The sequence below is a fragment of the Companilactobacillus sp. FL22-3 genome (genome assembly GCF_054881455.1).
On sequence record NZ_JBTYYZ010000011.1, the window covers coordinates 13,643 to 34,879 of the forward strand.

27 protein-coding genes are annotated in these 21,237 nt (G+C 34.8%); 11 read left to right on the top strand and 16 right to left on the bottom strand.

Annotated features, from left to right (window positions below):
- Positions 1-12: 12 nt before the first annotated feature.
- From ACYT32_RS10390 to ACYT32_RS10415, 6 genes are all read right to left on the bottom strand, one after another.
- Positions 13-786 carry a helix-turn-helix domain-containing protein gene (locus ACYT32_RS10390; RefSeq protein WP_395266151.1) on the bottom strand — a complete coding sequence of 258 codons (774 nt, stop codon included), beginning with the start codon at positions 784-786 and terminating at the stop codon, positions 13-15.
- A 2-nt stretch (positions 787-788) separates the two neighbouring features.
- Complete coding sequence (locus tag ACYT32_RS10395; RefSeq protein WP_395266152.1) at positions 789-1,445, bottom strand: putative HNHc nuclease; 657 nt, start codon at positions 1,443-1,445, stop codon at positions 789-791.
- A 2-nt stretch (positions 1,446-1,447) separates the two neighbouring features.
- Positions 1,448-2,221: an ERF family protein gene (locus tag ACYT32_RS10400; RefSeq protein WP_395266153.1), complete on the bottom strand. Its 774-nt coding sequence runs from the start codon at positions 2,219-2,221 to the stop codon at positions 1,448-1,450.
- 191 nt (positions 2,222-2,412) lie between these two features.
- Entirely contained in the window at positions 2,413-3,129 is a 717-nt protein-coding gene (locus tag ACYT32_RS10405) for a DUF1351 domain-containing protein (RefSeq protein ID WP_395266154.1), read from the bottom strand.
- Between the two features lie 47 nt (positions 3,130-3,176).
- Positions 3,177-3,353, bottom strand: coding sequence for a hypothetical protein (locus tag ACYT32_RS10410; RefSeq protein ID WP_395266155.1), 177 nt, complete (start codon positions 3,351-3,353; stop codon positions 3,177-3,179).
- A 14-nt stretch (positions 3,354-3,367) separates the two neighbouring features.
- Entirely contained in the window at positions 3,368-3,625 is a 258-nt protein-coding gene (locus ACYT32_RS10415) for a hypothetical protein (protein WP_395266156.1), read from the bottom strand.
- 152 nt (positions 3,626-3,777) lie between these two features.
- Here ACYT32_RS10415 and ACYT32_RS10420 point away from each other — a divergent pair, with 152 nt between their 5' ends.
- Positions 3,778-4,260 (top strand): DUF2321 domain-containing protein, encoded by a 483-nt coding sequence (locus tag ACYT32_RS10420; RefSeq protein ID WP_395266157.1) that lies wholly within the window; start codon positions 3,778-3,780, stop codon positions 4,258-4,260.
- Between the two features lie 171 nt (positions 4,261-4,431).
- Here the strand turns inward: ACYT32_RS10420 and ACYT32_RS10425 are convergent, their stop codons facing one another.
- The 6 genes from ACYT32_RS10425 to ACYT32_RS10450 all read right to left on the bottom strand — a co-directional run bounded on the left by ACYT32_RS10425 (position 4,432) and on the right by ACYT32_RS10450 (position 6,939).
- Entirely contained in the window at positions 4,432-4,602 is a 171-nt protein-coding gene (locus ACYT32_RS10425; RefSeq protein WP_395266158.1) for a hypothetical protein, read from the bottom strand.
- 349 nt (positions 4,603-4,951) lie between these two features.
- Positions 4,952-5,137: a helix-turn-helix domain-containing protein gene (locus tag ACYT32_RS10430; RefSeq protein WP_395266159.1), complete on the bottom strand. Its 186-nt coding sequence runs from the start codon at positions 5,135-5,137 to the stop codon at positions 4,952-4,954.
- A gap of 33 nt (positions 5,138-5,170) precedes the next feature.
- Positions 5,171-5,434, bottom strand: coding sequence for a helix-turn-helix domain-containing protein (locus ACYT32_RS10435; protein ID WP_395266160.1), 264 nt, complete (start codon positions 5,432-5,434; stop codon positions 5,171-5,173).
- A gap of 2 nt (positions 5,435-5,436) precedes the next feature.
- Entirely contained in the window at positions 5,437-6,219 is a 783-nt protein-coding gene (locus ACYT32_RS10440) for a phage antirepressor (RefSeq protein WP_395266161.1), read from the bottom strand.
- 16 nt (positions 6,220-6,235) lie between these two features.
- Positions 6,236-6,685 carry a hypothetical protein gene (locus ACYT32_RS10445; RefSeq protein WP_395266162.1) on the bottom strand — a complete coding sequence of 150 codons (450 nt, stop codon included), beginning with the start codon at positions 6,683-6,685 and terminating at the stop codon, positions 6,236-6,238.
- Between the two features lie 11 nt (positions 6,686-6,696).
- Positions 6,697-6,939 (bottom strand): hypothetical protein, encoded by a 243-nt coding sequence (locus ACYT32_RS10450; protein ID WP_395266163.1) that lies wholly within the window; start codon positions 6,937-6,939, stop codon positions 6,697-6,699.
- Positions 6,940-7,208: 269 nt separating this feature from the next.
- Here ACYT32_RS10450 and ACYT32_RS10455 point away from each other — a divergent pair, with 269 nt between their 5' ends.
- The 6 genes from ACYT32_RS10455 (at position 7,209) to ACYT32_RS10480 (ending at position 11,220) form a co-directional block, all read left to right on the top strand.
- Positions 7,209-7,565: a helix-turn-helix domain-containing protein gene (locus ACYT32_RS10455; RefSeq protein WP_395266164.1), complete on the top strand. Its 357-nt coding sequence runs from the start codon at positions 7,209-7,211 to the stop codon at positions 7,563-7,565.
- 37 nt (positions 7,566-7,602) lie between these two features.
- Positions 7,603-7,998 (top strand): ImmA/IrrE family metallo-endopeptidase, encoded by a 396-nt coding sequence (locus tag ACYT32_RS10460; RefSeq protein ID WP_395266165.1) that lies wholly within the window; start codon positions 7,603-7,605, stop codon positions 7,996-7,998.
- A gap of 66 nt (positions 7,999-8,064) precedes the next feature.
- Positions 8,065-8,547, top strand: a complete 483-nt coding sequence (locus tag ACYT32_RS10465) for a hypothetical protein (RefSeq protein WP_395266166.1) — start codon at positions 8,065-8,067, stop codon at positions 8,545-8,547.
- Positions 8,548-8,573: 26 nt separating this feature from the next.
- Entirely contained in the window at positions 8,574-9,560 is a 987-nt protein-coding gene (locus tag ACYT32_RS10470) for an HNH endonuclease (RefSeq protein WP_395266167.1), read from the top strand.
- Between the two features lie 244 nt (positions 9,561-9,804).
- The gene (locus ACYT32_RS10475) at positions 9,805-10,470 is read left to right on the top strand and encodes a transposase (RefSeq protein ID WP_395266168.1); all 666 of its coding nucleotides are present in this window, start codon (positions 9,805-9,807) and stop codon (positions 10,468-10,470) included.
- 165 nt (positions 10,471-10,635) lie between these two features.
- A complete protein-coding gene (locus ACYT32_RS10480) occupies positions 10,636-11,220 on the top strand; it encodes an IS3 family transposase (protein WP_395266224.1) in 585 nt (194 codons plus the stop codon).
- Between the two features lie 256 nt (positions 11,221-11,476).
- On the opposite strand, the gene ACYT32_RS10485 is transcribed toward ACYT32_RS10480, so the two are convergent.
- On the bottom strand, positions 11,477-12,205 hold the full coding sequence (locus ACYT32_RS10485; protein ID WP_395266169.1) for a DUF554 domain-containing protein: 729 nt from the start codon (positions 12,203-12,205) through the stop codon (positions 11,477-11,479).
- Between the two features lie 117 nt (positions 12,206-12,322).
- On the opposite strand from ACYT32_RS10485, the gene ACYT32_RS10490 reads away from it, so the two are divergent.
- Positions 12,323-13,216, top strand: coding sequence for a LysR family transcriptional regulator (locus ACYT32_RS10490; RefSeq protein ID WP_395266170.1), 894 nt, complete (start codon positions 12,323-12,325; stop codon positions 13,214-13,216).
- A gap of 59 nt (positions 13,217-13,275) precedes the next feature.
- On the opposite strand, the gene ACYT32_RS10495 is transcribed toward ACYT32_RS10490, so the two are convergent.
- Both ACYT32_RS10495 and ACYT32_RS10500 read right to left on the bottom strand, forming a co-directional pair.
- The gene (locus tag ACYT32_RS10495) at positions 13,276-14,442 is read right to left on the bottom strand and encodes an MFS transporter (protein ID WP_395266171.1); all 1,167 of its coding nucleotides are present in this window, start codon (positions 14,440-14,442) and stop codon (positions 13,276-13,278) included.
- A gap of 101 nt (positions 14,443-14,543) precedes the next feature.
- Entirely contained in the window at positions 14,544-15,317 is a 774-nt protein-coding gene (locus tag ACYT32_RS10500; protein ID WP_395266172.1) for a hypothetical protein, read from the bottom strand.
- A 274-nt stretch (positions 15,318-15,591) separates the two neighbouring features.
- On the opposite strand from ACYT32_RS10500, the gene ACYT32_RS10505 reads away from it, so the two are divergent.
- A complete protein-coding gene (locus tag ACYT32_RS10505; protein ID WP_395266173.1) occupies positions 15,592-17,946 on the top strand; it encodes an isopeptide-forming domain-containing fimbrial protein in 2,355 nt (784 codons plus the stop codon).
- Positions 17,947-18,171: 225 nt separating this feature from the next.
- Here ACYT32_RS10505 and ACYT32_RS10510 read toward each other — a convergent pair whose 3' ends face one another.
- Entirely contained in the window at positions 18,172-18,810 is a 639-nt protein-coding gene (locus ACYT32_RS10510; protein WP_395266174.1) for a GNAT family N-acetyltransferase, read from the bottom strand.
- 294 nt (positions 18,811-19,104) lie between these two features.
- Here ACYT32_RS10510 and ACYT32_RS10515 point away from each other — a divergent pair, with 294 nt between their 5' ends.
- Positions 19,105-20,286, top strand: a complete 1,182-nt coding sequence (locus ACYT32_RS10515; protein ID WP_395266176.1) for an MFS transporter — start codon at positions 19,105-19,107, stop codon at positions 20,284-20,286.
- 177 nt (positions 20,287-20,463) lie between these two features.
- Positions 20,464-21,189, top strand: a complete 726-nt coding sequence (locus tag ACYT32_RS10520) for a MurR/RpiR family transcriptional regulator (protein WP_395266177.1) — start codon at positions 20,464-20,466, stop codon at positions 21,187-21,189.
- The last annotated feature ends 48 nt before the right edge of the window (positions 21,190-21,237 follow it).

Below are 21,237 nucleotides of genomic sequence, written 5' to 3' on the forward strand. Positions count from 1 at the left end.
ATTTAGCACCTCCTAAAATATCTCCGGATAGGCAGTCCCACCTGCGGAACTAAAACTATTTCGCTTTCGCCGCTTATTAAATTGAACAAACATCTGATCATACTTCATTCTCAATTTATCCGCCGACAGGATTACTCCAGACCAAAAATCATGTTGCTGACACCAATCAATCATCGTTTTGATCTGCTGGTACGATCTGTTGTCACGTTCATGCATCAATCTAATTGTGTTAGCCCATTTTTGAAGATTAGGCTCCTTAAAGTTAGGGTTGTTATCTTTGATTCTCATTGCTAAGTAACTAGCAGCTTTAAAATTTAAATCATCTGGTCCATAAGTCTTTTTAGACTTTGGACTATTACTTTTATTATTAGTATTTTGTTTATTAGTGATTAGTTCATTAGTACTTTGTAGTGTAGGATTATCCGATATCGGTTTAGCCGACGTCGGGTTATCCGTCGACGGGAAATCCGTCTGCGGTGAAATTCGCGTTAGATTAGGTTCATCAAACACTTGCCAATCTTTTTGACCAAATTTACCTCTCTCTGCTCTTGTCTGAAGTCTAACTAGATAACCCAATTTTTCTAACTCTTTGAGCCCTGATCTTACAGAATCTCTTTTGTCTGTACTGTGTTCCATTAACTCCGTTTCATAAAACTTCCAATCATCTGGAAGGCTCAACATATAAGCCAATAAACCTTTTGCCTTTAACGACAAACGTTTATCTTTGAGCCCAGTGTTTCCAATAATAGTAAAATTAGTTTTTCTTTTAGCACGTACAATTGCCATGATTACCCTCCAATCCTCAACTTCTTACGATCTTCATCGTCTAATTTGATTGGCTTAATATGATACTTTTGAAGAAATGACATGATACCCATCTTGTGTTGTTCGATATGATGGACCCTACATAGTGCCATAAAGTGAAATTCAGAATGATTTATTTTTCTTCTGTTTCTACCTGATCCAACAGCTTCAACATGAGCTACATCGGCGTGTCTACCACAGATACAACATTTACGATGTTCTAAACATCTAAGCTGCATTGCATAATCATTTGGCAACATGTCCCAAGTCTTAGTACTGAACGGAACATTATTATCAAAGCAGAAATCAAGCAACCAACTAAGATATGAATTGGCCTGTGTCATTGTGCAATCGGATAAACTAAATTCATCCCTGCCAGTTTCAATCAAGTATTTCCACTTCATAATTCCTGGAGCTTCCTTTTCAACCATGTAACCCGACCAATCACTTATCTCACCAATCAAGGCATAAATCTTAATGCGTTGATCAATTGAAATATGTCGATTATCTGAAATCTCCATTTCAACTAATGGTTGCTTTCCATTGGCTAACTTTGCAACTCGTAAATTGTTAATCTCATCATTCATTTCTAAAGTAATATTATTGCCTTGAATGCTTTTGATTCGTGCAAGGAATTTCATTATTAAATTGCACCGATTTGTTTCAAGGTAGCCTTAGTTGTATCAATTTGTTTGCCCAAGAAAGAGATCATATTATCAGCACTAGAATCAGGAAGATTTTCGAAGTCAACATTTGGAAAGTGAGATTTTAATGCCGTCAATGATTTACCGAAATCCGTTTGATTCAATTCAGACAAAGTAGATAATTGTTCGTTAATTACTTTCTTCTTAGAATCATTAGCAAGCCTTGGTTGCGGTTTTGAAAAGTTACCATATGAATTGCCTTGTTGATTGTTGTATTGATTTTGTGGTTGATATCCTCCGAAGGCATCTTGACCATAGTTATTAAATTGTGATTGTTGGTTATTCCAACCATTGTCGTTTTCAGGATCATCACCAGTTGACATAAGAAATAGTTGCATTAGAAAATTCTTTTGTGCACCTGTTTCAGCCTTATAGATAGCCTTATCACCAGAATCCATGCCGATACCAGGCATACTGCCAATCAACTCTTCTGCGCCGTTTGTCAGTTTAAAATTACCAATCACTGAAACATAATTCATTGTATTTCCCTTATTAGTTTGGCTAGTCCAGGAATTCAGAATTTCATAGTGTGGAATAATCATGATTCCGTGATCAGCCAGCTTATTCTGTAGTTTTGATTTAACCTGTGATTCACTGACATAATCAAAGCCTTGGCTATTATTTTTGCCATCCTTTTCAATCTTATCTAATTCCTTTTGAATTTTAGATAGCTCTTGTACTAACGTTGCTAAGGTCGGTTTTGTCTCAGTCATTGCTATCCCTCCCATACACTAAGTGGCTTGATGATATTGTTGGTAACTTTATCCAAGTTATTAATCTTTTGAATGGCTTGAATAATGTCAGCTTTACTCCCAATCAATTGAACGGTCACAGAGTAACCAGTTGGTGCTGATTGAACGACTTCTCCAGTTTCCGTATCAATAACTGCAGTGCCTACATTTTGCTATGTGGCTTTTTTAATAGCTTTCTCAGATTCAAGTTTTTTCTGTTCTTGAACCTCTTTTTGCTTCTTTTCCTCAATGAACTGATCAATAGCTTTAATCACATCAGTGGCATTGTAATCATCAGATAGTTGGCCAACCCAACCTTCTGATTCAATTCCAACGTATTTACAATGTTCAACAATTAATTGCTTGTTCGTTTCAAATAATTCTTTTTTACGTTTCAAAGTATTGAAACCATCAGCAAGTATCTTGATCAACTTAATATCAGTCATAGTCTTGTTAGTCCAAGATTTTTCAATCTCAATTTCTTCAGGATCAATATCATATTCATGAGCCATATTATTAATAAGCTCTTGAACATGCTTCTGACGATCTTCACGCTGAGAATCTTCAAGCACCTTGATTCCATGACTAATTGGAATTAATGATTGGTCGATAATATCCTTAAACCCTTTTACCTTATCCTCGAACTCAGACAATGGCTCGTTGTAACTAGATTTAATCTCTTTTCGCTTATCATCTAATCCTTTATTCAACGCATTCAATTTAGCTCGTGTTGCTTTAACGCTTTTAAGATTATCTTCTGTGACAATCAGACTTTTATATTTATTGGAGATTCCTTCTAACTCTGATTTCAAACTATCTTCGTTATTAATCGTGATCTCAGTAGGTGTAAATTTCACACTGAAATCTTGAAGTACTATTTCATTAGCCATTAGCTACCTCTTTCGTGATATACTTTTGTTGTTAAATATTTTTGTTTCTAGTCGTCCTCAATTGCCGTTGAGAGCGACTTTTTTTCTGCATTCATAACTCTTGCCGAATGTAAGAGTGCCTTAGTATTAGAATCTGTTTTCAATTCACACATAGCTTGTTGATAGCCATACTGAATACAAACATCTTGAAATCCTTCTAAATAGAACCGTGTTTCCTGGTTCATACCTTCACCTCGTTTTAGGAATAATAATGCTCAAATCTGTTGTAAATATCTGTTTCGGCACGCTGTTTGTCGTTCTCAAGTTCTGCACGGTGCTTTTTTAATCGATCAATAGAATGTTGCAATGGTTCATAATCAATTCCCTGCAGCTTATTTAAATATTGGTCTGCCTTATATGATTCAATTTGTTCATCAGTTCGCCCGATTTCTTTACAAACTCGTGCATGATGATTAAGTGATTCATCAATTGCCACTACGTCCTTGTTAATAATCATGTGGTTCATCTCCTGTTAGTTTGTCATCTGAATATTGGTCGTATGGCTCCATGTCACCAATAGGGCTGTATTCATCGTCTGTTTTAATTCGAATGTTGTTATTCAATGTATTTGTTCCTTTGATATAATTGAAATAAATTGGAGGTTGTATTATGGATAAGGAATGTTATCAAGCTATTTGTTATAATGGTCATCAAAGAACCATTACTCTTGAATACGCTAACTTGAATGATGACCTAGGTTTCTGTGAAAAATGTGGAGAACCTGTTATCTGCAAATGCCCAGAATGTGGTACACCCATTGAGGGGTGGACATACTATGATGGTGTTTTTATGATGCCACAAATGGACGTTCCAAAATATTGCGTCAAATGCGGTAAACCATTTGAATGGACTAACCGTTCTCTATCATCGTTTGATGACTTACTGGATCTAGAAGATCAGTTGAGTGATAATGATAAATCCAAATTTAAAAAATCAATATCATATTTATCTGGCGATGGTGAATTGGCTAAAACAAATGCCTCTATCGCCAAAGTTTATCTTTCAAAAGCAAGTAGTGCAGTCGGACCTTTGCTGTACAATTTTTTAGTTGATTTCTCATCTGAAACAGCAAAGAAAATCTTAGAGGGTTAGACTCTCCGCAATTTGGGCAAAATCTGTATTTTATTTTTATTAGGGATTTACAATTTTTACAATAACCAAATTTCATAAGACACCTCCGGGTGTGTTTTTATTTGCATTCATTCCAAAACTTAATGAATAATCCTGAAACAACTACAGCGATTATGAGTAAAAATAATCCTCTTAGAATTTCCATCTGATTAAACCTTTCAACTTTTGAATATCTTCTTTAGTAAAATCAGTCAGATTCAAGATAATATTCTCAATAGTTCTATATTTCATAAATAGATAGCTGGTCATAGAACTAACAAGTGCTACTAAAATTGTCCAATTCATTAATGCCTCAAATGTCATGTTTTTGTCCCTCCTTCTTAGGAATATTCTTTTTTGAGGAATGATTTGTTATAATTAGTCAGCATTCTATTTTGAAAGGAGCTGATGGCTCTTGGAAGGAATGTTGACTTAAACTGTGTCTCCAATATTCTTATATCCAGTTTTCGTGTTACTTCCGCACGCACCGATGGCTAGCATCGTAAAAATAGGAAAATAACAGTTTCATCGTTATTCAGGATGGTGGATAGAGGATGTTTTAATCGCAGTGCTGGACGACGATACCAGTAAAGGATTAGAAATATACCATCCTATATTTGAAGACTTTAAAAATTTCGCAGCATACTTGGTGGATGGACCTTGTATGCTTTTTTTATTTAAAAATTCTATTCAAATCAACCTCTGGAAATTCTTTTTTAATTTTTTTAATTAATTTGAACCCTGGATTGACAAAATTATTTTCAAGTTTCACATAATGTGAATACGAGATGTTTAATATCTTTGCCATATCTCTTTGATTCATTCCAGATTTATTCCGTAATTCTTTTAAAATCTCCATGAATTCGTACCTGCTTCCACACATTTTTAATTTTTATTTATTAAAAACGAACTCATCAATTTCTTTCTTGCTATAAACCAAAAACCCATTAACGTTATGAGCTTTTAGATCCTTGAAATATTTATCAAAAGTATTATTTGAAACTCCTAGATATTCACAGGTTTCCTTTTTATTAAGAAACTTCTTATCCATACCAGCGTCAAACCTAGCCTTTTGAACGGCATCAGTTACTACTGAATATACTTGTGAACCAAGTTCTTCTTTTTGCTTGTCTGAGAACAATACTTCAAATGCCATAGCTACACCTCAATGTCTAATTGTTCTATTTGAGGAACAATTCCATGTTTCTTCAATTCTTTGTACAAACCAAGTCGTCCTTTTTGAGTCCATTTAGTTTGTAATGCTGATCCTTTACCTGTGGCATTCTTAGCATTCCTATAAGGAACCGTTTTGGATTGTGTCCACCCTTTATCCTGATATTTGGCATACAGGAACCAAGTGCCACTTTGTGGATACTGAATTTTCAATTCATAAAGTAATTTATTAAAAGTTTTTCCACTATATCCATAATCCTTAGCGATGGCTGTAATATTCATTAAAGATGGATTAGATAAAACTTGATCATAATAAGTAGCCTTTGGTTTTAACTCATTCACTTGCTGCTCAGCAATTAATCTTCCATTCCGTTCAGTTTTCAACTGAGTTGCCAACTTAATTAAATAATCTGGATCGGTCAAGGTTTTTTCAATCGCCGAATCTGTCAAATAAGCTCCATGCTTTCTAATAGTGGGTAGAACTTCTTTTGTTACCCAATCCTGGAATTTTTCGGCTGTTGCATTGTTAGCCTTAATAGCTAACTTATAGAATTGTGGTTCAGTAATGAAATCATTCGTGCCCACAAGTGGGCATGATAAATATTTTCTAACTCGATCCCAACGTACAACCGTGTTACCACTAGGTGCTAAGTGACTAATTCCCAGCCCAATTGCTGCTTTTTCAGCATCAAATTCAATGTCACCATTCTCATTCGTTCTTACCGGCAACTTGATATCACCATTACTAAATTCCTGCAGCATACTCATTTCTTCACCTTCTTTTTTAATCATCAAATAAATTATCAAGTCGTTTTTGATAGAGTTTCAAAAACAAACGTTTAATTTGAATATAATCATTCCTAGCCTCATTCCAATCTTCATATGAAAGATTCTTATTGAGAGTTTCTCCCATAATTGCCAGTGTCAATTTTCTTATCAAATCATGAATTCCATTTGAATACGGACCATTGTTTATTAAACGTTTTCTTTCAAAAGAGCCATCATAATTAAAGGTTTGATGTTTTGAAAAAGTTGATCCACCATAACTAGCTAAATTATTTATTCTTGAGAAACCGTACTTTTCATTAATTAATCTGATATCTGAACTGTCTATAGCAGAATTCCTGAACAATAATGTTGCCGTTGAAGGCTTAGCCGTAATTAATGCTTTAGCATTCCCAGACATCAAACTTTGTAGTTCACTTCTAGTTAATGTGATTAATTCTTCTTCCAAAATGGCTTCTCCTATACTCTTTTCGTCTTTTTAAACTTACTATCTATTACCTGTTCTTTCTTAAACGCCACGTACTCCACAGCGTTTTTCCATCTCTCGTTATCAAGAGCAGTTGCTGTTAGTCCTCTACCTTTAATCATCTTATTTACCAGATGAGACATCTGGCTTTTACTTAGGCCAAGGAATAATCCAACTTCAGTCTGATTCAAATGAGCTTGTTTTAGTTCTACTTCCCATTCCCATTTGTCACTCATAAACTCACCTCCTATTTTTTATAAATAGTTGTTAAACCAAGTTGACTTAATACCAATTTAGTACTAATATGATACACATAAATAGGCGTAACAAAACAAGCAGATTCCTATTCCTTAAGCCTGCCAGCTCATTAGGATTTTTGCTTTAATTTCTTGTACGCTGTTTAACAACTTGGTACGTGTATTAATATAGTACTTATTTAGTACTGCGTCAACAAAGCATAGTACTTTTTCGATACTTTTTTTCACGTACACCTAGGAGTATTGATATGACGCTATATGAACGTGTTAAAACCTTAGCCAAAGAACGCGGTTATAATTTAACTGAATTAGCTGAAGCAGCACATATTGGCAAAAAAAGTATATATACATGGAAACCTTCAAAGACGTATCCAAATGGTGTAACACCCAGCCGAGAGGTCTTAGAAAAAATTGGTAAAGTTCTAAATCTAACTGTTGAGGAAATTCTTGATACTGAAAACAATACCGTTCAAGATAAAGCAACAGATAATAGTATTGATCTTGAAAAAGAAATTGCAAAAGGACGCACTGTTCGCTGGGAAGGTCGAGAAATACCACCTGAAGAATGGGAAATGTTTCGTAGAATCATGGAGGGTGGCAAATAGATAATATGGGGAATCAAAAAAAAATGGTAGTTGGCTCATGGATCCAGTTATAACTTACTTATTAAATTTTGCTTATGATCATCATATAGGATACACATTAATTCATAACTACAATTCAGAGTGGCCTTCTTTTGCCTCTCCAGATGACAATATGATTCTTATTAATATGGATTGGCACAGAAAGAATGACATTCCACTAATAATTGCTCATGAAATCGGTCATATGTTGGATGAAGATGCTTGTTACTTATATGATGAATCTACTCCAGCACAAATTAAATCTGAAAATCGTGCAAATATAAGAGCAATTGACTTATTACTCGGTTACTGTAAAGAAAACGATATTGAATTCGACAACTACATTACCTTCTTACAACAATTTAATATTCCACTCAAATATGAAATCGTTGTTAGGGATAAAATGATAGCCTAGATATAAAGTCCAAATCCTGATTGACAAAAAAAGCTGAAATATGTGTTATTGGGGAGGAACTTATTTATGAAAAATCGAGATGAGAACAATAAAGCTAAACCGTTTTATACCAAATGGTGGATTTATGTAATATTAGTAGCAATACTTGTATTAGGAGGATTCGGAATTAAATCATATGTTAACTATCGCCATTGGTCTGCACCATACTACAACCAAACTGGTAGTCATGTTTTACTTTCAGATAAAGTCGATAAATTAAACGATGATCAAAAAGAGGCTTTTTATGGTATGGCTAAATCCGCCATTCAAAGTAAAGATTCAAAAATCAGCTTTGATAATCTTAATGATAAGGGATTATATGTAGAAAAAATGAACAAGAAAAAAACATATCATATAGAATATGTGTGTCAAAGTGATCTTATTTTAAAAATGAATTTCAGAACTAGTATGAATATTACTTTGAATAAAAATTCTCTTAAGGAAGATTCAAGTTTTAACTTCTATGATTATAAATCAGATTTAACTAACTTTACTACTGGTTCCAACTAAACCATTTTAGAAACAGAGGGAAAAACATGCAGTATCTTATATATGCAATTATTTTGGTTTTATTATTTATGTTACTTCAGGCCATCTGGCCTGTACTTCTTGCATTAGCTATCGGGTATGGAATATATCGTTTTATTAGATACAGAATGAAGGAGAAATACTTTCAAAGTCCAGAGTTTTTAGATCATAAGGCTAAAATTGATTCCACAATTAATGATTATAATGAAATAGCTAATTATGTTCAGAGCATACCAAATGATAATCAATTTATTCCAGATAATGCTAAGAGCAAATATTCTGATTTGGCAACTTTTGAAAATACTAGTAGACAAGATTACAAACGGGATAAAAATGAAAAACATTTAAACAGCAATAATGTATATTCAGCTTCACTTCAAGTCGTTAGAAATGCATCTGAGCAGCCTATCAAATATCTTTGTAAATATTTTGACATTCCCGCTAAAGATGAAAGTTTGAATCAGCTTGAGGAAATAGATACTAATATTTCAAGAATGGAAAATACTGTTAATAACTTAAAAGAACGAGAACAAGAAATTCAAAATGGCTTCAATCCACCTAAATTTATTCTTAAATATTATAGAAAAGAATTACTTGATAAAACCGGTATGCAGGTTCCTGAGATTAATATTAACTATGCAACATACACATTCGAGTATGTAAGTGCTGGCGGTAATAGTTCTCAAAAATCCACAATAACCTTTGACAGTAGAACCGTAGAAGCAGTGGAAGAATACATATCTAGCAGAATCAAATATAATAAATCTGCAAAAGCACAAAGATCACTAATGACTAACTCTTTGAGAAATTCAATCAAAGAAAGAGATAACTATACTTGTCAAATGTGTGGTGCATCAATTGCCCAACAAAGTCTCCTTCTACTAGAGGTTGATCACATAATGCCTGTCGCAAAGGGTGGCTTAACAACACCTGACAATTTACAAACACTTTGTTGGAAGTGCAATAGATCCAAATCTGACAAAATCATTGCTTAATTGAAAACTTTATATAAATGAGTCTAATTAGTAGGCTTATTTATTTTTACCAAAATTGAAAGAAGGTGATAAAATTCATAGACCTCTCTTAAACCTGCTTCCACACGCTTAGGAGAAATTATGGCTAAAAAAGATGAAAGAATTAAAAAATATACAAAAAAAGACGGATCAACCGCCTATATGTTTTGAAGTGCTTCATAATTGTTAGACAAGAAATCTAACAGTTATGGAGTACTTTTTTTATATGGTTAAATACGGCTCAAAATTAAAAGCAGAGATTGTTGGTGAATACCTTCAAGGAGAAAACAGCATGCGTCATCTTGCGGAGAAACATAATATATCCAAACGACAAGTTATTTTTTGGATTCAAAAGTACCGTTTAAGCGGTGCAGACGCGCTTAAACAAAAAAGGACTAAAAGAAATTTCACGGCTGAATTCAAAATTGATGTGATAAACTACTACCAAACTCATGATGAAACTTTAGCCGAAGTGTCCGCAAAATTTGATGTTAATTCATGTCAGATAAGCTTTTGGAGGACGGCTTTCAACCAGTATGGTATAGAAGCCTTGAAGTCTCATCCGAAAGGTAGGAAATCTAAGTTGAAACATGATAAAAAGAAGTTACGTAAATTGGTAAATAAGAACGAGGTAGATCGACTTCGTGAAGAGCTAGCAAAGAAAAATCAGGAATTGTACGATACAAAGCCGGAGAATAACATCTTAAAAAAATCAATGACCCTGTTCGGGACCTCAAAGGGCGAAAAAAACGCAAATAGTGGATCAGATCAGGGTCGAACAAGAGTCCCTTCCCCAAAAAAGAACGATATAAAATCGATGAAATCCTTAGGGCTATTGGTCTTAAGAAAGCTGCGTATCATGATGAACGTAAGCGCATCAAAAATCATCTAGATAAGTATAAAGACATCAAAGTAGAAATATTGAAAATTGCATAAAGAGGCAGATTGCGCAGACGTCTAACCTTCGGTTATAGACGTATAGGTGACGAACTAGCCAAGTTGAATATCCATCGCTTAATGGGCGAATTAGGAGTTCAAGTGAGTCTTTATAATCAACATAAGAACGAAGAACGGAAAGTACTCTTCATATAAAGGTACTGTCGGAAAAGTAGTTCCCAATGTTTTAAAACAAAAATTTGATGAAACTGTACCCTTCAAAATTCTACACACTGATGTTACACAAGTCCGCTTAGCAGATACTAAATGGGCTTATATCTCTGCAATAACAGATGAGGCAAGTAAAGAAGTTCTAGCCTTTCAAATGAGTAATAGTCCTAATAGTGAATTGATTATGGATACCCTAAATGAACTCATAGTGATTCTTCCAGAAGAAGCAATGCCAACAATTCATTCTGATCAGGGCTGTTATTACCGAATAGAATATTATATTGATAAACTCTCTGAAAATGATTTTGTACAAAGTATGTCTCGCAAGGGAAATTGTCTAGATAATGCTCCAGTTGAAAATTTCTTCCATCTCTACAGAACAAAATGTCTTAATGGATTTCCGCCTTGCGAAAATATTGAAGAACCTCAAGAAATTTCAAAAGAATACATCAAATGGTCTAATGATCAAAGAGTTTCAAGAAAAACAAAAGGCATGACTCCCCGTGAATACAGGGAGCATGCCTTGGTAGCTTAAAAATTATTTAATTTTATCTAACTTTTGTGTTGCACTTCAGTTCGAGCATCCCTCTTTTTTGTGTCTGTATTTTATCACACTATATAATATAACGTAATGTTTAGAGCAATCAATTAGAGGATATCCTATATTTTAGATCCACTCGTTACAAAGAACATAAAAATGCTATTTATTTATGGTATGAAATGCAATCACATCCCACCTAACTTTCAAATAAAATCTCACCCATTCCAAAATAATCCAACTAAAAACCAAACTAATGAAGTATTGGCATCACAATCTGAGTCCACAAAGCAGAAATAGGCATAATAACTATCATTATCGGTATCATATCAGCGGTAGGAAACATTTTGATCTTGGTGATCCGAAATCCACTAGCTAGCATCAATACCCCACCGGCTGCTTTAAAATCGAGAATCATATTTGGTGTGGTCAATGGTACAACTACATGGGCTAAAAAAAAGATAATCATCAAAATCACAAATTGGGGAACAGCTATCAGTGACACTACGGCTCCTAAACTGGCACCGAAAATAAAGGCACAAAAAAAGTCCAAAATAGATTTAGAAATCAAGATGGTCGCATCCCCACTGATTCCTTCAGTCAAAGTACCGTAAATTCCCGTTCCACTGGCACAAAACAACACAATAATGGTCACCAAGGTCGTATCAAATAACTCTTGATCCATTTTATTGGGCACGCTTAAGAAATGTGAGATCAATCGTTGCATCCACTGTGCTCCGTGTGTAATTGCCTGGCCAAAGTGACAGATTATTCCCAACCCTGTCCCGATAATAACTGCAAAAATAACGGCCGCCAAATTTTTTAAAGGAGCGATTGCGTATATCCCCATTGCAATTGAACAAATACTAAAGGCCATATTCAAACCATCCTTGAATTGATCCGACATTTTTTGTCCACCCAGGGCACCTGCAATTCCTCCAAAAAAAATAGCAAGCACATTTATTACTACACCAATTGGCATCTTTAAAACTCCTAACATAAAAAATAACTTCAGATAATATTTTAATTGCCAAAAAGCGTCAGAACAATTCAGTTTTAGTGTTAAACTATTCAGATTATGAATAGTTAGGGGCAAAGTATGGATACTAGGAAATTAGCTATTTTCAATGATTTAGCCGAAACTCAAAATTACAGTCGAACAGCCGAGCGTATGTTTTTAACTCAATCAACGGTTTCAAAACATATCATGTCGCTTGAAAAAGAATGGAACGTTAAATTATTTATCAGAGTTCATCGGCAAGTCAAACTTACTAGTGCTGGCAAACTGCTTTTACCTAAAGTGAAGAAACTTTTACAACAATCAAATGATTTACAACAGCTGATTGATGACCAAATTTGGCTCACCGAACGGCCGTTAATTATTCAAGGCTTATCATCACTTCCACAATACCAAGCCTTTAAGATGATTGCTAAATTTACTCAGCAATATCCTCGAATCAAATTGAAGTTTAGTGAAAATAATGTTGATCAATTAGAACATGCTCTTGATCAAAAAAATGTTGATATAGTTTTTACTAGAATTTTTAATAATAAATATCCGGACTATAATGTATTGCCAAATGAAACTGACCAAACTGTTGCTTTAATACATCAAGACAATCTTTTATCTCAAGCAAACTCACTTGAAATTGAACAATTGAAAAGTCAAAACATTTTAATCTTCAGTGACAATTTCAGTAAGGTTAATCCACTTTATCAAAAGCTTCAATCATTAATTTTCCAACCGAAAATTACCTACAGAGGCCAAAATATGAATTTAATTTTAGAAATGGTCAATCAAAATCAAGGTATCTCCATCGTTTCAAAAGAGTCTGTTGATCTCACTAATTACCCTCAAATTAAAGTAGTCACACTAAAACCTCAATCCGAGAGTAAATTGGTCTTCATGAAACAAAAAGACAATGATTCGGCGGTCGTATCCTTATTCTGGAAATTCATAACCGAACAAACTAACAATTATTTCCATAAATAAAAAAATTCCACGTTTAAATTACGTGAAATTTTCTAAAGAATCTTTTTTTAAATCACTAACTACACTGATTTTTTACTACTAGCTAATTCGTTTCTTCCTCGTCTAAAGATAAAGTATGAACCTGCTAGAACGGCAATTGCTGCTAAATACATCACATCATACGAACTATACATGATCAAGACTCCACCTAACAGAGGACCCATCGCTCTAGCAAATGTAGCTGCCATATTGATGATACTTTGATAGCGTCCGGCCTCTTCATTGGGGGTCGATTCACCAATCAGAGCGGGAATGCCTGGATAAACTAACATTTCACCCAACGTCAGGACCACCATCCCGATTGCAAAGGCAAAATATTTGGTAGCACCGATGATTGACACAAAAGCAATAATAAAAAATGCGACTCCCACAGGTACTTGAATTTTTTTAAACCAGGCTTTATTTTCAGCCAAATGATTTATCAATGGTAGGAAGATCACAATTACGATTGCATTGATCGTCCACAACAAACTATACATACTGACAGGAATACCTAAATGGGTCAAGTGAGCGGAAATATTACTACTCCATTGTGAATATGATATCCAAGTCGTTCCTAAAAATATTGCAATCAAAGCCGTCCCCGGTTTTAATTTTGTTTTTACGGGATGGCTTTTTTTAGTTCTTCGACTGGGAACCACATTGCGATTGCCATAAGTAAAGACTGATAAGACAAAAAATAGTCCTAGAAAAACAAAATTAGCAATAAAAACCCAAGTCATTTGGATGCCCGCAATATAACCACTCAAAGCTGTGCCAATTCCATTGCCTAAATTAGTCCCCACGTAGATGGCATTGAATAATTTATATTTATCAACTTCATCAATCTGTGCCCCAAAGGAATTGATCACCGTATAGGCACTTCCCACTCCAAAGCCTAAAATTGGCAAAAGGATTGGATAGGCAGGCCAACCATGATTGAAGATTAATCCAATCAAGGCCAACAAACCTATTAAGGTACTGACAATAACCGTTTTATGTCCACCAATACGATCGAAAAGTTTTCCACCGGCATAATTACCTAAAAAGGTCAGAATCGAATTGAAAAACAGGACCGTCCCCGCCACAGCTAAGGATTTGTGCAAATAATCATGGATAAAAATCGTATTGATCGGCCAAATAAAGCTTGCTCCAACCGATTCCAAAAAAGCTCCAAAAATTAAAACTTGTGCATTAACTTTTTTCATGATCATTCCCCCCATTTCAAAAAAAGACCGCCAGCTCACGCCGTCGATCAAAATAATCTGTGAAAAGTCTATCATTTTAAAAATCTTTGTCAATTGAGGCTTTATTTAACTACGGTCAAATCATGCAAAGTTTTATTATCAGGTGATTTTAATTGCAGCCAACTGTTGGTGCCAGCAAAATACAAAAACGTACCAACTTCATTCACACTTCTCAAGGTTACATCTTCGATTAAACGTGAATTTTCGATGGCAGCTGCATGTTCGTCACGCAACCGCAATCCAAATTTACCCGCAAAACCAATCACACCTGCTTTCGTCAAAGGTGCATTTTCTACTAATGTTGCACCTTTTTTGATTACAAACTCATTTCGCTTCTTCCAATAAACTATTGCTTGACTGCCTTTGTAATCAATTGAAAATGGCTGATCAACCAATTTAGGGTCGAACTTGTGACGTGGTTTTGCTGCCGTTCTCTTGGTCTGCTTTGCTAGTTGTAACCCAAAGGCTTGCAGTAAAGGTAAAATAGTACGCCAATATTTTTGAAACTTTTTCATTGAGGCTGGTGAGACTGACATTGAATAGCCAACATTCATTTCATATCCTGCTTTATCCATCTCCAAAGTCAAGAAATAAAAGAATTCTGCCGGAACAATTGTTTCTGGAACTATCAATTCCAAATAAATATTCTTTCCCGCCGCATCATTTTCGATACTGCCAAAACTCAACCCTACCACACGTTGCCGATTCAAAATAATAAAAATAGATTCAGATTCTATTTGCTTAGGTTCATTAGCATGATATCTAACGATTCCATTACCAGCTAATTTTAAAGTAATAGTTTCTTTTGAAAAGTCCCCCGTCAAATTTGTATTCATTATTTTGCCTTTCAAAATATATTTATTGATTAGATTCTAACATATCTTTTTCGTGGTTACGGAATTAAAAGTAACCAAGTATTTCATTTTTATAAATATTATAATATTTATATACAAAATATCTAATTTAATCAATTATATATATTTTTTTATACAGTTTTATGGCATTAAGCCAACATTATATAAAAATATTTTCGTAAAATGGAATATTTGAGTTATATATCCAATTTATAATAATGGTAGATTGTGATAAGTGTATCGGAGAGGAAAAATTATGAACAAATTTAAAAAATTTGGAGTTTTTATTATCAGTTTTCTGGTAGTTCTCTTCAGCTGGTTGTCCTTATCAGGATCAATAATTAAAGCTGAAACGAACTACAGTAATTACTTTCAAGATGGAATTAGTAACTGGAAACGCATGGGTTCAGCTGCAACTTTACCAACTTCACAAACTGGTAGTATTCTGGTCAAAAAAGGAGCAACGTCTGCCAGCGATATTACGCTAGATTATACTTTTGGTGGGGCTCAAAACAATTCTGGTAAAGTTGTTAAAGGTATGGACAGTAACTTTTTAAAACCAACCGAAGGTTTAACTTCAGCATCTCAAAATATGGTTTATTCCAAAATGAATATCTTTATGAATAATGCTGGTAATTACTATGGCGCAGTATTCCAAGGAAAAAGTAGCGACCAAACTGAAATGCTTCGCCAGGCATCTAGTTCATCTCCAGACTTTCTAATTACACCTGCAAACTATACTGGTAAAATTTCATCGCGTGAGTTCGCACTATTAGGTTACTCAGCCAATAATAACGGAAATATCGGGTTAACCAATAAGCAATACTACGTCGGCACGGACGATAATGGCAATCCTGCTTATAAGATTGTTGGTGAATTTACACGTGAGGCCGAATCCAGTAGTGGAAATCAAGCATATCATATGTATGCTGAAATTTTATTGCGTCCATCACCTTCTAACGCAGCTTTTGTACAACGTGAACTTTATCTATACAATCCCGGTCAAACAACTCAAACGTTTCAGACTTGGTTCGGAGAAGATACTGCTTTAGGATCAGCTGCTGGTTCAAATGATTTAATCGTTCCACATGCAATTGGTGGCGGAATCGGTCTCTATATTGGTAATAATCCTGGTAAGTTAATGGTCACTAACGTGACAAATGATGGCTTTACTGATTTTACAGGCCATACCTTTAATAACACGGATTGGTCATCTGGATTTACAAACGGTGTTGGTCAAGCTAGTGCCGCTGCTGATGCCGCGTTAACTACTACCCTAACTGATACGGCTTATACTCTAAAATGGCCTTCAACCAGTTTGGCCGCTGGTAAACAAGCCCACTTTTCATCAACAATGGGACTTACATACGTTCCTTACGCATTAGTTATTCCCAAAAAAGAATACACTAACCAGACAGCTGCTGATCGCAAAGATACTACAAACCGTATTGGCGATAAATTAAATTTCTCATTGAAACTAACTAACTATGGTCAAGACGGTTCGCTTCCAACTAGTTGGCTTTACACTAAAATGGAAGATACGATCCCTAATGGATTGGATCTTGATACAAAATCAATCAAGGTTGACGGTGTAGATGCGACGAGTGCTTCAACTTACGATCCGACAACTCGACTCTTAACTGTTGATATGAAGAAAGTTTCTGTCGGTGCAAATAAGACTTCAACAATAACTTACAACGCTACAATTGATAACAGTGCCAATACTTTATCCTCAATCACAAATACTGCCTACTTCTATGGTCGTGATGCTAATGCTGGTACAACGACTGATACTAAATATAATGCACAAGTAACTATCCCGATCACCAAGACTAATTTTTACCCCACACTAACCAAACTCGTCAAAAACGAATCAGACGGTACTAACGCCCAGTATGCTTCTAGTGCCGACGCCAAATATGGTGATATTCTTGACTATCAAGTTAAATATAACTTAGGTGCTGGCAGTGATTCGATGAAAGATGGCGCTACTTTGAGTGATGACTTACCAAGTGGTCTTCAATTAGTACCAGGGAGTGTCAATTACAGTGCTGACAATGGATCTGACCATTTAACTAATGGTGACAGTCTAAGAAGCTTCAACTTAGGGGCAATGAGTGCTAACCAAACGGCCACCTTAACTTTCAAAGCTAAAGTCAATGCTTCAGTAGCCGGTGTCATCACTAATACTGCTACCGCGACTGGAATTAAAACTAACTCGCTCTCGATTGGCGATTTAACTTCTCAAGCCAATGTCTCTGTTTCAAACGTCAATGCCTTTTTAAGCGTTCCTGACATTGATTTTGGTCAAACTAATATGTATGGCAGTGAAAAGGTCTTAAAAAATGTCGCTACTAACGGCGGCTTACAAATAATGCATCCCTCAACCAATGATTTTTCAGTCAATGTTTCTTATGACAATAACAATGATGATACTAAAATGAAATCTGGTAGCGATACCTTAACTGATGACGGTTCGGGCTTACTATTTATCAGACAAAGAACCTCTTCGCCTGATGATCCCGGTTCGTTCACTCCTATCTCTGCTAGCGGTACTCCTATTCAAACTGCTTTGTTCAAGGGTGGTTCGGATCAACCAACTGGCCTATAAGGATATGTCGGTGTCGGCGATTGGAAGATCAAACTTGCTGCTAATACGAAAGTAGGATCTTATAAAGGTACCTTGACCTGGACGATGGTTGATTCACCAAATTAAAGAATTAATTTTTCTTAAAAAAATATCTACTATAAAAATAATCTGGTACTATAAGGGAGTAGGAATCAGTTGTTTTTATAAAAAGAGCCGCTCACATATGTGAACGGCTCTTTGTTTGTCTTAAATACTTTTAGCTAAAACCCAATCTTTAACATCTCCATGACTCAAGTTAACCTTTTTAACCGAGCGCACGGAAAAATTATTTTTCTTATAGAACTTAACGTTCTTTTGGGTATTTGTTTCCAAAATAATATTACGGTATCCGATCTTCTTAACATAAGGGCTAATGTGATTATTCAACATTTTGCTACCAATCCCTTGACCTCGCAAGGACTTATCAACAGCCAAATATTCAACGATACACTTCTTTTTACCCTTAACCTTGTCAAAAATGTCTTCAAACTTAAAGATATCGAATGCATTGAAACCATTGAATCCACTCTTAAGGATTTCAGGCAATATCTTCAGACCATCTATTGAAAGATAGTCCCACATACTGATCTGTCGACCTTGATTAAATTCAATTAGAGCAACTGCTCTAGGCGTTCCCTTTCCGTCAGCTCCAACATAAACCAAACCTTTTTTCATGAATACATTAACTTCGAGTGCAAAATATTTTCTAATTAAGCGATCGAACTTTGCACTAGAACGAAACTCCTGCTGGAACATGTTCTTAGTTGTTATGTACTCTTTAAATGAATCTGTAAGTAAATTTATTATCTGGGGTTTATCGCTATTTAACCCACTTCGAAAATCCAAAAATATGACCTCCTTTTAACAGCCATAACTACATAATAAGATCAAACATACAAATTGTCCATCATTAAGCAATTTTATATGCCAAAAGTTCAATTATTTAATATTTTTTCATTTTTGTTTTTATTACGAAATATTAGACAATTGAAAAAATCCATAGTATGCTAATCTGTAATGTAAGATTTTCAGTTCACCGGTATCTAGGCCTAGCTTAGGATATCGGTTTTCTTATGATTAACTACTATCAGTCGATGGTAGTTTTTTTGAACTTTAAAACGACTAGTGGGGAGGAAAAGTATGGGAAAAAACAAAAAATCTATTTATATTTTAGTATTCAGCAACTTTTTAATTTGTTTGGGAATTGGCTTGGTTATCCCTGTCACCCCATTCATCAAAAACGAATATCATTTCACGACTTCGCAAATGGGAGTTATGACTTCTCTCTTTGCCTTTGCACAATTTATTGCCTCGCCAATCGTTGGTAAAATGTCTGACAAACTTGGCCGTAAACCAGTAATCGTTTTTGGATTATTTACCTATATGATTTCCGAATTTATCTTTGCGGTAGCAACTAGCCTACCTATCTTTAATCTTTCGAGAATTATCGGTGGCCTGTCAGCTGCTATGGTTATTCCAACTTCAATGGCCTTAGGTTCTGATCTAACTACTTTAAAAGAACGTGCTAAAGTCATCGGTTGGCTTTCTGCTGCTTTTAGTGGTGGCTTGATCTTAGGACCTGGACTGGGTGGTATCCTAGCCGGTATCAGCTATAAGACTCCCTTTTGGGTAGCCGGTGTCCTTAGCTTAACCAGTGCCATTTTTACTCAATTCTTCTTGAAGGAAAACAAAGAAGTGCTCTTACGAGAGGAACAAGATGCGGAGGCCAAAGCTAAAGAAAAGGGTTCAATCAGAGCCATTTTAACTCTACCAATGGTAATGCTTTTTGGAATGATTTTAGTCTCATCATTTGGACTACAAGGATTTGAAAGTATCTATAGTATCTACGTTAACCAAGTTTTCAACTTTGGCTTGGGGACGATTGCCTTAGTATTGACTTTGAATGGAATTATTTCACTAATTCTACAAGTGGCCGCCTTTAATTGGATCATCAGTAAAATTGGTGAAATGCGTCTAATCAGTATTGCCTTTTTACTGAGTGCAATTTGTGTTTTCTGGATCACGCAAGCACATTCCCATATCGAAGTTATCGTAGCAACCTTAATTATCTTTTCATCGTTTGACTTATTGCGACCTGCAATCACTACTTTATTAACCAAATCAAGCCGCTCTAATCAAGGTTTGATCAATGGTATGAACATGTCTTTGACAAGTGTTGGTAACGTAATTGGACCATTGATGTCAGGGGCATTGATGGATTGGAATACCCATTATCCATACTTAGTTGTGACGGTAATCTTGGCGCTCTCTTATCTTTTAACCTTTATTGTTAGAAAATATCCGATTGTAGCAGAAGAATAGTAATTAAGAACTTTGGGTAAAAATCATTAAGTCATATAAAAGCTCTTCAAAACCATACTTTATTAAACCACCATGAATTTTACTAATTTATATAAAGGTGCTGATTTTTTTATTTATCCGTTTAAAATAAATAATGAAACTGTTTTATATCGTATGTTCTAAGTTGGAGGCATTTGATTGAAATTCTCTAAATTGAAAAATACTAAAAATCTCACAAATAGTGAAAAAGAAGTTCTCGAATTTCTTTTAAATAATAATAACGAAGTCTTAAACTTAGGCGTTCGAGGTGTCGCCAAGGCTAATTTCACTTCCACCTCAACTGTAATGCGTTTGGCTCAAAAGTTAGGTTATTCTGGTTTTATTGAAATGCATTATAAAATAGCTGAATATTTAATCAAGAATGACAATTCTGATGAGATTATTTCTGATATTGGCGATAAGATTATAGACACACCTCATGAACTGCTAGAAGAATTTGCACAAATGATTCATTCACAGGAAAAAAATTTCATATATATTTATGCCACAGGTTTTTCAACTATAGTTGCAGAATATATCTATAAGAAGCTATTGATACTTGGGAAGAAGTGTTTAATTTCGTCCGGTGCTGATTCTATCGGTGTTTTTGAAAATAATTTGAACAATATTGATTTTTTAGTTGTTATTTCGAAGTCTGGAGAAACTCAACAAGTCATCGACAAAATCAAAATGGCAAATGATGAAGGAATTAAAGTTGTCAGCTTCACGGGCAACAATGATAATACCATCAACTACCTTTCATCTCTTCCGATCATTTGCAAGGATAATTTTCCTGCAGATGACTATAATCAATTCTCAAATGCATTTTTCCCAAATGTTTTGTATGTTTTTGAGAAAGTAATCGGCTTATCAGAAAAATTTTAACATCAAAAAAGCTCCTAATTCAAGGATAGAAATATATTTCCTTTCCTT

Coding starts and splice junctions, on each gene's coding strand:
- ACYT32_RS10460 (WP_395266165.1), top strand. CDS start 7,603: ATGGATCCAGTTATAACTTACTTATTAAATTTTGCTTATGATCATCAT.
- ACYT32_RS10425 (WP_395266158.1), bottom strand. CDS start 4,602: ATGACATTTGAGGCATTAATGAATTGGACAATTTTAGTAGCACTTGTT.
- ACYT32_RS10475 (WP_395266168.1), top strand. CDS start 9,805: ATGGTTAAATACGGCTCAAAATTAAAAGCAGAGATTGTTGGTGAATAC.
- ACYT32_RS10415 (WP_395266156.1), bottom strand. CDS start 3,625: ATGATTATTAACAAGGACGTAGTGGCAATTGATGAATCACTTAATCAT.
- ACYT32_RS10505 (WP_395266173.1), top strand. CDS start 15,592: ATGAACAAATTTAAAAAATTTGGAGTTTTTATTATCAGTTTTCTGGTA.
- ACYT32_RS10515 (WP_395266176.1), top strand. CDS start 19,105: ATGGGAAAAAACAAAAAATCTATTTATATTTTAGTATTCAGCAACTTT.
- ACYT32_RS10440 (WP_395266161.1), bottom strand. CDS start 6,219: ATGAGTATGCTGCAGGAATTTAGTAATGGTGATATCAAGTTGCCGGTA.
- ACYT32_RS10430 (WP_395266159.1), bottom strand. CDS start 5,137: ATGGAGATTTTAAAAGAATTACGGAATAAATCTGGAATGAATCAAAGA.
- ACYT32_RS10435 (WP_395266160.1), bottom strand. CDS start 5,434: ATGGCATTTGAAGTATTGTTCTCAGACAAGCAAAAAGAAGAACTTGGT.
- ACYT32_RS10420 (WP_395266157.1), top strand. CDS start 3,778: ATGGATAAGGAATGTTATCAAGCTATTTGTTATAATGGTCATCAAAGA.
- ACYT32_RS10500 (WP_395266172.1), bottom strand. CDS start 15,317: ATGAATACAAATTTGACGGGGGACTTTTCAAAAGAAACTATTACTTTA.
- ACYT32_RS10485 (WP_395266169.1), bottom strand. CDS start 12,205: ATGCCAATTGGTGTAGTAATAAATGTGCTTGCTATTTTTTTTGGAGGA.
- ACYT32_RS10405 (WP_395266154.1), bottom strand. CDS start 3,129: ATGGCTAATGAAATAGTACTTCAAGATTTCAGTGTGAAATTTACACCT.
- ACYT32_RS10455 (WP_395266164.1), top strand. CDS start 7,209: ATGACGCTATATGAACGTGTTAAAACCTTAGCCAAAGAACGCGGTTAT.
- ACYT32_RS10465 (WP_395266166.1), top strand. CDS start 8,065: ATGAAAAATCGAGATGAGAACAATAAAGCTAAACCGTTTTATACCAAA.
- ACYT32_RS10495 (WP_395266171.1), bottom strand. CDS start 14,442: ATGAAAAAAGTTAATGCACAAGTTTTAATTTTTGGAGCTTTTTTGGAA.
- ACYT32_RS10470 (WP_395266167.1), top strand. CDS start 8,574: ATGCAGTATCTTATATATGCAATTATTTTGGTTTTATTATTTATGTTA.
- ACYT32_RS10410 (WP_395266155.1), bottom strand. CDS start 3,353: ATGAACCAGGAAACACGGTTCTATTTAGAAGGATTTCAAGATGTTTGT.
- ACYT32_RS10450 (WP_395266163.1), bottom strand. CDS start 6,939: ATGAGTGACAAATGGGAATGGGAAGTAGAACTAAAACAAGCTCATTTG.
- ACYT32_RS10395 (WP_395266152.1), bottom strand. CDS start 1,445: ATGAAATTCCTTGCACGAATCAAAAGCATTCAAGGCAATAATATTACT.
- ACYT32_RS10490 (WP_395266170.1), top strand. CDS start 12,323: ATGGATACTAGGAAATTAGCTATTTTCAATGATTTAGCCGAAACTCAA.
- ACYT32_RS10400 (WP_395266153.1), bottom strand. CDS start 2,221: ATGACTGAGACAAAACCGACCTTAGCAACGTTAGTACAAGAGCTATCT.
- ACYT32_RS10390 (WP_395266151.1), bottom strand. CDS start 786: ATGGCAATTGTACGTGCTAAAAGAAAAACTAATTTTACTATTATTGGA.